Genomic DNA, 11,022 nt, shown 5'->3' with positions numbered 1-11,022 from the left:
TCACGGCGTCAAGCGCCAAGGACCCAACGGCTTCCCGCCCACCCCATCATGACAGACTTCCAAGACACAGGGACCCATAACCACCGGCTTGGGTTGTGGGAGCGATAGCGGCCCCAGCGAAGCGTAACAACTTTGATTCGTGGTAATGGGTCCCGGCCTTCGCCGGGACGACGATCATGATGCGGCTGCGTTCTTCGCTAGCCCGAACGCCTCGGCAAGCAGGCTGTACGACTTCTTCCGCGCCGCGTGATCGTAGACCGCGGTGATCACCATCAGCTCGTCCGCCTGGCTCGCCGCGATCAGCGGCTCTAGCTTCGCCTTCACGGTCGCAGGGCTGCCGACGAACAGTCGCGCGCGGTTGCGCGCAATCGAGGCGCGCTCGGCGTCGGTGTAGGGATAGGCCTCGGCCTCCTCGACGCTCGGCAGCGGCAGATACTGGCCGCGATCGCGGCGCAGCCGGTTGAGGTCCATCGACATCGCAAGCCGCTCGGCTTCCGCGTCGGTCTCAGCCGTGACGACCGCGACCGCCAGGATCGACTGCGGCGTCGCGCGCCAGCCCGACGGCTTGAAATGCGCGCGATAATTCGTCATCGCCGCGATTGCGTCGTGGGTGGCAAAATGATGCGCGAACGCAAAGCCCATCCCGACCTCCGCGGCCAGCTCGGCGGAATAATCGCTCGAGCCGAGCAGCCAGATCGGCGGCAGCGGCGAATCGTCCGGCATCGCCACCACATTGTTGTAGGGATGGCCTGCCGGGAAATCGCGCGTCTCCCAAAGCGTCAGCTCATGCAGCCGCTCTAGGAAATCGTCGCCCTCGCGGCGATCGAGCCGGCTGCGCAGCGCGTAAGCGGTGGCGCCGTCGGTGCCGGGCGCGCGGCCGAGACCAAGATCGATGCGGCCGGGAAACAGCGCCTCCAGCATCTTGAAGCGCTCGGCGATCACAAGCGGCGCATGATTCGGCAACATCACACCGCCCGAGCCGACCCGGATATGCTCCGTCACCGCCGCAATCTGCCCGATCATCAGATCGGGCGCCGGGCTTGCGACCGAGGCGAGGTTGTGGTGCTCGGCGAGCCAATATCTGACGTAGCCGAGACCATCGACATGGCGCGCCAGATCGATGCTGTTGCGGAGCGCAGCGGCGGGCCGGGTGCCGGTGGTGACGACGGACAGGTCGAGGACGGAGAGCGGGATCATGGCCGGCAACCTAATGCGGCGTCACGAGCCGACAAAGACCCCGCCCGCGCAGACCAGTCCCGCACCGGAAAATCGGTGCTGGTCATTGCGGCTCCTGGGACGAAATACGAAGATTCATTGACATGCCGCCCTGCCCACGGCCAATTCGAACATCCAACCGATTGCGGATTTCGATTTTTATCGATATAATTCAATGCAATAATTCCGCTCTTCGCCGATCGAAGGCCCAGCCCACTGCTCGTTCTCGATCGCTCATTTTTGCTGCATCTTTCGCGTCAATGGGCAATTTCCCATATCCGATGGGCTGTTTTGGCCCACCGGTTTCGCCTATCTTCGGGCCTCCATATCCAGGCCGGACGCCTGCCCTCCAGTTGCGGAGCCCTTGCGTATCATGACCGAGACCATTTCCTCCCTGCCGAACGGGCAGCGCGCGCCGAACGCGCCGAAAATCTCCTTCGAATTCTTCCCGCCGAAGACCGAGGAGATGGAGCGCAATCTCTGGGAGACCATCAATCGTCTGGCGCCGCTGACGCCGAACTTCGTCTCGGTCACCTATGGCGCCGGCGGTTCGACCCGCGAGCGTACCCATTCCACCATCAGCCGCATCCTGCGCGAGACCGATCTGCTGCCGGCGGCGCATCTGACCTGTGTCAGCGCCTCGCGCGGCGAGATCGACGAGATCGTCGACCGCTATCATGAGGTCGGCGTCCGCCACATCGTGGCGCTGCGCGGCGATCCGCCCGGCGGCATCGGCACGCCCTACTTCACCCATCCCGACGGCTACCAAAGCTCGGCCGAGCTCGTCGCCGCCATCAAGAAGCGCCACGCCGATATCGAGATCTTGGTGTCCGCCTATCCGGAGAAGCATCCGGAAGCCGCGGACTTCGATACCGACATCGACACGCTGAAGGCCAAGGTCGACGCCGGCGCGACGCGCGCGATCACCCAGGTGTTCTTCGACAACGACCTCTATCATCGCTACGTCGACCGGGTGCGGGCGCGCGGCATCGAGATTCCGATCGTGCCCGGCATCATGCCGATGCACAATTTCAAGCAGGCCCGCAATTTCGTCACCCGCGCCGGCACCAGCGTGCCGGACTGGCTCGCCGAGAAGTTCGAGGGCCTCGACAACGACGCCGAGACCCGCAAGCTGGTGGCCGCTACCGTCGCCGCCGGCCAGGTGCAGAAGCTGTTCAAGCACGGCGTCGACACCTTCCACTTCTACACCATGAACCGCGCGGACCTCGTGTTCGCGATCAGCCACCTGCTCGGCATCCGGCCGACCGGCGCCCAAAAAGCTGCCTGACCCAGAAAGCGATCGATGTCCGTACCGGTTTCTCCCAAGCGTAACGCTTTGCTCGCGGCTGCCCGCGAGCGCATCCTGGTGCTCGACGGCGCCATGGGGACGATGATCCAGGGCTTGCAGTTCGACGAAGCCGCCTTCCGTGGCGCGCGCTTTGCGGACTTCCACCGCGACATCAAGGGCAACAACGATCTCCTGATCCTGACCCAGGCAGAGGCGATCACGGACATCCACGCCGCCTACCTGCGTGCCGGTGCCGACATCGTCGCGACCAACACCTTCTCCTCGACCTCGATCGCGCAGGCCGACTATGACATGTCGGATCTCGCCTACGAGCTGAACCTGCAGGGCGCGCGGCTGGCGCGTGCGGCCGCGGAGCGGGTGAGCGCCGAGGACGGCAAGCAGCGCTTCGTCGCCGGCGCGCTCGGCCCGACCAACCGCACCGCCTCGATCTCGCCCGACGTCTCCAATCCCGGCTATCGCGCGGTCACCTTCGACGATTTGCGCAAGGCCTATGGCGAACAGGCCAAGGGCCTGCTCGACGGTGGCGCCGACCTACTGCTGGTCGAGACCATCTTCGACACGCTGAACGCAAAGGCTGCGCTGTATGCGATCGCCGAACTCATCGAGGAGCGTGGCATCGACGTGCCCGTGATGATTTCCGGCACCATCACCGACAAGTCCGGCCGCCTGCTCTCCGGCCAGCTCCCGGAAGCGTTCTGGCATTCGGTGCGGCACGCCAAGCCGATCACGATCGGCTTCAACTGCGCACTCGGTGCCGAGGACCTGCGCGCGCACATCGCCGATATCGGCCGCGTCGCCGACACGCTGGTCTGCGCCTATCCGAATGCCGGCCTGCCCAACGAGTTCGGCCAGTATGACGAGACGCCGGACTACATGGCGCGGCTGATCGGCGAGTTCGCCGCCGCCGGCCTGGTCAACATCGTCGGCGGCTGCTGCGGCACCACGCCCGACCATATCGCCGCGATCGCCAGGGCCGTCGCCCCGCACAAGCCGCGCGTGGTGCCCGAGATCGAACCGCGGCTCAAGCTCTCCGGCCTCGAGCCGTTCACGCTGACCGACGCGATCCCGTTCGTGAACGTCGGCGAACGCACCAACGTCACGGGTTCGGCGCGCTTCCGCAAGCTGATCACCGCGGGCGACTACACCGCCGCACTTCAGGTCGCACGCGACCAGGTCGAGAACGGCGCCCAGGTCATCGACGTCAATATGGACGAAGGCCTTCTCGACTCCGAAGCGGCGATGGTGACGTTCCTCAACCTCGTCGCCGCCGAGCCCGACATCGCACGGGTGCCCGTGATGGTCGACTCCTCGAAATTTCACGTCATCGAGGCCGGCCTGAAATGCATCCAGGGCAAGCCGATCGTGAACTCGATCTCGATGAAGGAAGGCGAGGACAAGTTCCTGCACGAGGCGACGGTCGCCAAACGTCACGGCGCCGCCGTGGTGGTGATGGCGTTCGACGAGACCGGCCAAGCCGATACGTTCGCGCGCAAGACCGAGATCTGCAAGCGCGCCTACGACTTGCTGGTCAACCGGCTCGACTTCCCGCCCGAGGGCATCATCTTCGATCCGAATATCTTTGCGATCGCGACCGGCCTCGAGGAGCACAACAATTACGGCGTCGACTTCATCGAGGCGACGCGCTGGATCCGCCAGAACCTGCCCGGCGCGCACATCTCTGGCGGCGTCTCCAACCTGTCGTTCTCGTTCCGCGGCAACGAGCCGGTGCGCGAGGCGATGCACTCGGTGTTCCTGTATCACGCGATCCATGCCGGTATGGACATGGGCATCGTCAATGCCGGGCAGATGATCGTCTACGACGACATCGACCCCGAGCTGCGCCAGACCTGCGAGGACGTGATCCTCAACCGCGATCCGGGCGCGTCGGAGCGGCTGCTGGCCCTAGCGGAGAAATTCCGCGGCAAGGAGAAGCAGACCAAGGAGCAGGATCTCGCCTGGCGCGAATGGCCAGTCGAGAAGCGGCTGTCGCACGCGCTGGTGCACGGCATCACCGAGTTCATCGAGGCCGACACCGAGGCCGCCCGCCAGAACGCCACCCGCCCGCTCGACGTCATCGAGGGACCGCTGATGGCCGGCATGAACGTGGTCGGCGACCTGTTCGGCGACGGCAAGATGTTCCTGCCGCAGGTCGTGAAGTCGGCCCGCGTGATGAAGCAGGCGGTCGCCTATCTGATGCCGTACATGGAGGAGGAGAAGGCGCGCAACCTCGCCAACGGCATCACCGGCGGCCGCAACGCCGCGGGCAAGATCGTGCTCGCGACGGTGAAGGGCGACGTCCACGACATCGGCAAGAACATCGTCGGCATCGTGCTCCAGTGCAACAATTTCGAGGTCATCGACCTCGGCGTCATGGTGCCCGCCAACAAGATCATCGAGACCGCCAAGGCCGAGGGCGCCGACATTATCGGCCTGTCCGGCCTGATCACGCCCTCGCTCGACGAGATGAGCTTCCTCGCCGGCGAATTGGAACGGCTGGGCATGAACGTACCGCTGCTGATCGGCGGCGCGACCACGAGCCGGGTGCATACCGCCGTCAAGATCGACCCGAACTATCCGGGCGGCCCGGTCGTGCATGTCAATGACGCGAGCCGCGCCGTCGGCGTCGCCTCCTCGCTGCTGTCGGCCGAGAAGAAGCAGGCCTATGCCGCAGAGGTGCGCGCCGAATACGCAAAAATCTCGACGGCGCATTTCCGTGCCCAGGCCGACAAGAAGCGGCTGAAGCTGAACGTCGCCCGCGCCAACAAGGTCGCGATCGACTTTGCCGCAACGCCGCCGAAGAAGCCGGCCTTCTTCGGGCTGAAGAGTTTTGACGCCTACGACCTCGCCGAGCTCGCTGATTACATCGATTGGACGCCGTTCTTCCAGACCTGGGAGCTGACCGGCCGCTTCCCGGCGATCCTCGACGACCCCAAGGTCGGCGAGGTCGCGCGCTCGCTCTATGCCGACGCGCGCAAGATGCTGGACACGATCGTCCAGGAGAAGTGGTTCACGGCGCGGGCCACCATCGGCTTCTGGCCGGCAAATGCCGTCGGTGACGACATCGAGGTCTATGCCGACGAGAGCCGCGCCAAGAAGATCGCGACCTTCCACACGCTCCGCCAGCAACTCGAGAAGCGCGAGGGCCGCTTCAACGCGGCGCTGTCGGACTTCATCGCGCCAAAGGAAGCCGGCATGCCCGACTATATCGGCGGCTTCGTCGTCACCGCGGGGATCGGCGAGGATGCGGTCGCCGACCGCTTCAAGAATGCCAATGACGATTACTCCTCGATCCTGTGCAAGGCCTTGGCCGATCGCCTTGCGGAAGCCTTTGCCGAGCGCATGCACCAGCGCGTGCGCAAGGAGTTCTGGGGTTATGCGCCCGACGAGACGTTCGCGGCGGACGAATTGATCCTCGAGAAATACGACGGCATCCGTCCCGCGCCCGGCTATCCGGCGCAGCCCGATCACACCGAGAAGCGGACGCTGTTCGCGCTGCTCGATGCCGAGAACACGTCCGGCGTGAAGCTGACCGAGAGCTACGCGATGTGGCCGGGCTCGTCGGTCTCGGGCCTGTATTTCTCGCATCCCGAAAGCTTCTATTTCGGCGTCGGCAAGATCGAGCGCGACCAGGTCGAGGACTATGCCGCGCGCAAGGCCATGACGGTCGCCGAGATCGAGCGCTGGCTCGCGCCGGTGTTGAACTACATCCCCTCGCAGGACGGCGCGAAGGGCCAGGCAATCGCGCCCGCCGCGACACCCGCCAATGACGAGGAACTGGCCTCGCATCCGCAGGGCTGCACCTGCGCGGTGCACCTCGCCTGGCGGAAGAAGAAGGTGGGCGCGGGGTAGACCTTTCACCCTCCCCTGGAGGGGGAGGGTCGGTGCACATGGAGTGAAGCGGAATGCGCGCCGGGGTGGGGTGATCCCTCCACCCGGGCACCGCTCCAGCGGAGGGACCGTCACCCCACCCCGTATCGCATCGCTCCAAGCGATGCGCTACGACCTTCCCCTCCAGGGGAGGGTGAAGCGCCCGTAGCCCGGATGCAGCGAAGCGCAATCCGGGATAGACTGCGACGGAACGATGACCGGTCCCGGACTTCGCTTGTGCTTGATCCGGGCTACGGCCGCAATCGTCTGGCGCAGTGAGAATTTCCCCATGCAATTCTTCTCCTTCTGGCGATCGCTGGCGAGCTTCCGGGTGCGGATTGCGCTCAATCTGAAGGGCGTGCCGGCCGAGGTCGTGTTCGTCGACATCGACGCGGACGCGCATCGCGCCGACGCCTACCGCAAGATCAATCCGCAGATGGCGCTGCCGGCGCTGGTGACCGACGACGGCACGGTGCTGTTCCAGTCGCTCGCGATCATCGACTATCTCGACGAGACTTTTCCGACCCCGCCGCTGCTGCCACCAGATGCGCTCGGCCGCGCCCGGGTGCGCGGGCTTGCGCTGATCGTCGCCTGCGAGGGCCATCCGCTGCTCACCCCGCGGGTGCGCCGCTATCTCGACCGCGAGCTCGATCTGCGCGACAGCCAGCAGAGCGCCTGGCGGCGGCACTGGACGGTCGAGACACTGGCGGCGCTCGAGGGCCACCTCGCCGGCCACAAGGCAACCGGCCAGTTCTGCCACGGCGATGCGCCGACGCTTGCCGACATCTGCCTGGTCGGGCACGTCACGGCGGCGCTCAACCAGCAGATCAGCCTGTCGCCCTGGCCGACCGTGAAGCGCATCCACGACACCGCGATGGCGCTGCCCGCGTTCGCCAAGGCACATCCCTCCGCGCAGCCGGATACGCCCGAGGCGATGCGGGCGAAGGCAACGTAGGGAATCTCCGCATCGTCGTCCTGGCGAAAGCCAGGACCCATACGCTGCAGCGGATGCTGTGAGCGGGACTCGTCGTTCGAGCGTCGCACAACAATACGCATTTGGGGTAATGGGTCCTGGCTTTCGCCAGGACGACGATGAGGATGGATCGCAGTTCAAGACGTCAAACAACGTGGTGTCGTCACCCGCGCATGCGGGTGATCCAGTATTCCAGAGGCGCCAGTGCTTGCGTCGCGATGCCGCAGCGCCCTCCAAGCGTCGTCCCGGCGAAGGCCGGGACCCATACTCCGCAGCAGCTGTTGTGAGCGGGACTCGTTGGTCCAGCGTCGCGCAACGATAGTCATTCGTGGTTATGGGTCCCGGCCTTCGCCGGGACGACGGTGAGTGTCGTGGCGCGGCTTGTGAGTCATACAACCGCATTCTCGCGACATGACCGTCCGTGCGATCGCCGCCGGCGCTTCGTCGGGAATCGCAAAGCACGAGCTCGCATTGATCTCGCAGAGCACATAGCTGTCGGCGCCATCGGCATCGCACGGACCGTAGAGGAAGTCCGCATCCCAGATCACCGGCAGCGAAGCTTCATCGATCGCCAGCGTCGCCATCAATCCTGGAATCCATTCGTCCTCCATCCGCCGCCGCAGCGTCTGGAATTGCGGAGCATCAGGACCGTGCATGATGCGCGGGCCGGGTTGAGCTTGCGGTGAATCCGGACCTTCCGGCGGCGGCGGGATCAAGGCCTTGATCAGCTGGTGTCCGAAGCCCGCGACCTTCGATCCGCTGACATAGCAACGGATCATGCCCTCGGGCAGCCGCGGCTGGAATGCCTGATCGATGATACAGCCGCCCCAGCCGAAATACGGCTCGCAGCGTGCCATGAAAGCGTCCAGCGGCATCTGCTCGGGCTGGCTGCCGCGTAGTGCGTGAAGCACGCGGACGGTCGCGTCCGCATTCGGCAAACCTTCGACCTTCAAGGCTTCGACCTTCCAGACTCCCTGCCCGCCATTGCCACGGTTCTGCTTGAGCACGCGCGGCCCGGCCGTACGAAGGCGCGACGGGAATTCGGCGCGGAAGGCGTCCGCGGTGGCGTACCGATGCGTGTCGGCGCCCCAACCCAGATGACGCGTCCGGAAGAGCACGTCCTTGACGCCCATCTTGAGGATGATGTCGGGATGTGCGCTGACCCACGGTCCTTTCGCCGCGACCTCGCGCAGCAGCGGATCGAGCGCCGCGCGGGTCTTGCCCTGATGGATCGGATCGACCCAGACCAGAACGCCGTCCATTGTCAGCAGCTGGTCGCGGACAAGATCGGCGAAGGTCTCGTCATAGACCACGGGGAAAGCCTCGATGCCGGAAGCAACGAGCGCTTCGAAGACGCGAACGAAACGGCTGTTCTGCGCCGTTGCCTCCTGCCGCGCCGCGGCGTCACCACGCCACAGGATGGCGATTTTAGAACGATGGGATGTGTGCTGATCGGTGTCCATAACAAGCTCCACGACGTGAGTGTCGCGCAGAGCTTGGACCGAGGTCTCACGGGGAGTCTGGCTTGTCCCCTTGGCAGGAACTCTAGACCACTTCGCGCAGGTTTCAAGATGGAAGTGGGATCATATCATGATCCGGGATCAGGCCGTGATCCCGTGCAACCCCAGCCAGCCCGTGTAGAGGCCGACCAGCACGATCAGCGCAGCCGACACGTAGGGAGCGCGTTGGGCGAAGCGGCTGAAGCCACCCCAATGACGCTCGACATGACGGAGACTGAGCGCGGCCACAACACCAGCGGAGACCATGGTGATCGCAAGCCCGATGCCGAAGCAGAGCACCAGCACGAAGCCGAGGCTGAACTGCTTGAGCTGGAGGCAGAGCAGCAGCACGGTGATCGCCGCCGGACACGGAATGAGGCCGCCGGTCAGGCCGAACAGAATGATCTGCCACGTCGTGACGGTCCGCCCGGCAAAGCGCTTGCGGATGTCGGCAGCGTGCGCGCGCGCATGTGCATCGTCGGCGTCGCCGAGGTCCATCTGCGCATGGTCATGCTCCTCGAACAGGACTTGGGCAATGTCCGCCCGCACCGACACGCGGGCCTTGAAAGCATGCGGCTCCGGAATTTCGTCGACGCTTTCCAGATAGCCGTCCCGCGCGGCGAAGCGGAACTGCTGCTCGCTGCCGTCGGGGCGGATCGTCACGACTTCGACCTCGCCGGCCGCCGGAAGCGCCCCGGCCTCACCGCGCAACCGCCAGCGCGGCGGCACACCGTCCTCGAAGACTTCGAGCGACAGCGATTGCCCGGCCAGGCTCAATTGCCGTGTTTCGTCGTGATGATGGTGATCATGGTGATGATCGTGGTCATGGTCATGGTCCTGTTCGGAAGTCTGCTCGCGCCAGGTGCGCCAGGCCATCCAGGCCGCGATCGAAATGATGATCGCCGCCGAGGCCAGTTGCAGCCAGGCTTCGCTGCGTTCGCCGGACCATTGCTGGCCGAAATGCAGCCCCGCCAGCGCGACGATCCAGACGATGGCCGTGTGCGAGATCGTCGCCGACAGGCCGAGCAGCACCGCCTGCACCACGGTGCCGCGGATCGCGACGATGAAGGCCGCCATCATCGTCTTGGAGTGGCCGGGCTCGAGACCATGCAGCGCGCCGAGCAGGATTGCACTGGGGATGAACAGCCATGCATGCGCGCTGCTCTGCTGGAGCAGCTGGGACAGATCGGTCATATGCTTCACTTCAAATAGGTACGAACGACGTCGATCAGGTCGGCGGCGCCCTGCGCTCTCTCGGGATCCTTTTCCCGGGCAGGGTCCACCACGTGATGGCGGATGTGATCTTCGAGCAGTTCCGCGGTGAGGCCATTGATGGCGCCGCGAACCGAGGCCACCAGCATCAACACGTCGGCACAGCCGAGCTCAGACTCCAGTGCCCGCTCGACGGCTTCCAGCTGACCCTTGATGCGGCGGACCCGGCCGACGAGCTTGGACTTGTGCTTGATCGTGTGCGACATTCTGATAATATAGGGGGGTACCCTATATCGGTCAACCCGTTTCGGGCCTCGGCTGGGGTGCGCGGGCGCGGGCGCGCTCACACTGGTGGCGATACTTGCGCTTTAAATTGCGGCGCGCACGGCATTGAATTCGGTCAATCCAGCAACAAGGCCAACGAGACAACTGGCAGGAGGCATCGCGTGAAAGTCCACATCCTGATGTTGACTCTCCCGATCCTGCTGTCGAGCGCGCTGCCGGCCGTGTCCAAGAGCAGCATCGGACACAATGACGGACCCTGGAATGCCGATCACATCGACGATCTGCCGTCCGAAGTCCGGCACTACATCGCAGGGATTTGCCGAGGACCCGCCACCGCCCAACACGACTTCGCGACCTATTCACACCGTGAAAAGCGCTGGCGGATCAACCTCGAATATCTCCGCTGCAACGGCATCGGCGCGTTCCGCCGCGGCAACCAGTGCCTGGACGTGGACTTCGTCGAGCAAGGCTCGCGATTCCACCTCGGCGAAAAACAATTCAGGGATTGCGGCTTCTAGATCGCAGCGATCCCGACAGTGAGTCTTGCACCAAGTCTTGCGCCGCGGTCGAGACATTGTTCCGAGCCGCGCGGGTGAACTGTTCGTGACAGTGACCTGGACGTTTCGCGCGTGACCACGGCGCACTCCGGTTGACATCGATCA

The 11,022-nt window shown here is 64.9% G+C and carries 8 protein-coding genes; 4 read left to right on the top strand and 4 right to left on the bottom strand.

The window, feature by feature from the left end; translation table 11 throughout:
- Nucleotides 1-174 precede the first annotated feature (174 nt).
- Nucleotides 175-1,197 carry an LLM class flavin-dependent oxidoreductase gene (locus BraRD5C2_RS00845; RefSeq protein ID WP_223966168.1) on the bottom strand — a complete coding sequence of 341 codons (1,023 nt, stop codon included), beginning with the start codon at nucleotides 1,195-1,197 and terminating at the stop codon, nucleotides 175-177.
- A gap of 391 nt (nucleotides 1,198-1,588) precedes the next feature.
- Between BraRD5C2_RS00845 and metF the strand changes: the two genes are divergently transcribed.
- The 3 genes from metF (at nucleotide 1,589) to maiA (ending at nucleotide 7,346) form a co-directional block, all read left to right on the top strand.
- A complete protein-coding gene (metF, locus tag BraRD5C2_RS00840) occupies nucleotides 1,589-2,503 on the top strand; it encodes a methylenetetrahydrofolate reductase [NAD(P)H] (RefSeq protein ID WP_223966167.1) in 915 nt (304 codons plus the stop codon).
- 15 nt (nucleotides 2,504-2,518) lie between these two features.
- Nucleotides 2,519-6,373 carry a methionine synthase gene (gene metH, locus BraRD5C2_RS00835; RefSeq protein WP_223966165.1) on the top strand — a complete coding sequence of 1,285 codons (3,855 nt, stop codon included), beginning with the start codon at nucleotides 2,519-2,521 and terminating at the stop codon, nucleotides 6,371-6,373.
- A 307-nt stretch (nucleotides 6,374-6,680) separates the two neighbouring features.
- Nucleotides 6,681-7,346, top strand: coding sequence for a maleylacetoacetate isomerase (gene maiA / locus BraRD5C2_RS00830; RefSeq protein WP_223966163.1), 666 nt, complete (start codon nucleotides 6,681-6,683; stop codon nucleotides 7,344-7,346).
- A gap of 350 nt (nucleotides 7,347-7,696) precedes the next feature.
- Here the strand turns inward: maiA and BraRD5C2_RS00825 are convergent, their stop codons facing one another.
- From BraRD5C2_RS00825 to BraRD5C2_RS00815, 3 genes are all read right to left on the bottom strand, one after another.
- The gene (locus BraRD5C2_RS00825; protein WP_223966162.1) at nucleotides 7,697-8,827 is read right to left on the bottom strand and encodes a Cj0069 family protein; all 1,131 of its coding nucleotides are present in this window, start codon (nucleotides 8,825-8,827) and stop codon (nucleotides 7,697-7,699) included.
- Nucleotides 8,828-8,965: 138 nt separating this feature from the next.
- Nucleotides 8,966-10,057 (bottom strand): nickel/cobalt efflux transporter, encoded by a 1,092-nt coding sequence (locus tag BraRD5C2_RS00820; protein ID WP_223966161.1) that lies wholly within the window; start codon nucleotides 10,055-10,057, stop codon nucleotides 8,966-8,968.
- 5 nt (nucleotides 10,058-10,062) lie between these two features.
- Nucleotides 10,063-10,341, bottom strand: coding sequence for a metal/formaldehyde-sensitive transcriptional repressor (locus BraRD5C2_RS00815; protein ID WP_050406339.1), 279 nt, complete (start codon nucleotides 10,339-10,341; stop codon nucleotides 10,063-10,065).
- A 57-nt stretch (nucleotides 10,342-10,398) separates the two neighbouring features.
- On the opposite strand from BraRD5C2_RS00815, the gene BraRD5C2_RS00810 reads away from it, so the two are divergent.
- A complete protein-coding gene (locus BraRD5C2_RS00810; RefSeq protein ID WP_223966160.1) occupies nucleotides 10,399-10,878 on the top strand; it encodes a hypothetical protein in 480 nt (159 codons plus the stop codon).
- Nucleotides 10,879-11,022: the final 144 nt, after the last annotated feature.

The organism is Bradyrhizobium sp. RD5-C2 (assembly GCF_019972155.1).
GTDB lineage: Bacteria > Pseudomonadota > Alphaproteobacteria > Rhizobiales > Xanthobacteraceae > Bradyrhizobium.
Note: the sequence above shows the minus strand (reverse complement) of the source record. Positions and strands in the feature narration are given on the sequence as shown.

What these genes read in the sequence shown, in the direction of transcription:
- metF (WP_223966167.1), top strand. Translation starts at nt 1,589, where the DNA reads ATGACCGAGACCATTTCCTCCCTGCCGAACGGGCAGCGCGCGCCGAAC.
- BraRD5C2_RS00820 (WP_223966161.1), bottom strand. Translation starts at nt 10,057, where the DNA reads ATGACCGATCTGTCCCAGCTGCTCCAGCAGAGCAGCGCGCATGCATGG.
- metH (WP_223966165.1), top strand. Translation starts at nt 2,519, where the DNA reads ATGTCCGTACCGGTTTCTCCCAAGCGTAACGCTTTGCTCGCGGCTGCC.
- maiA (WP_223966163.1), top strand. Translation starts at nt 6,681, where the DNA reads ATGCAATTCTTCTCCTTCTGGCGATCGCTGGCGAGCTTCCGGGTGCGG.
- BraRD5C2_RS00815 (WP_050406339.1), bottom strand. Translation starts at nt 10,341, where the DNA reads ATGTCGCACACGATCAAGCACAAGTCCAAGCTCGTCGGCCGGGTCCGC.
- BraRD5C2_RS00845 (WP_223966168.1), bottom strand. Translation starts at nt 1,197, where the DNA reads ATGATCCCGCTCTCCGTCCTCGACCTGTCCGTCGTCACCACCGGCACC.
- BraRD5C2_RS00825 (WP_223966162.1), bottom strand. Translation starts at nt 8,827, where the DNA reads ATGGACACCGATCAGCACACATCCCATCGTTCTAAAATCGCCATCCTG.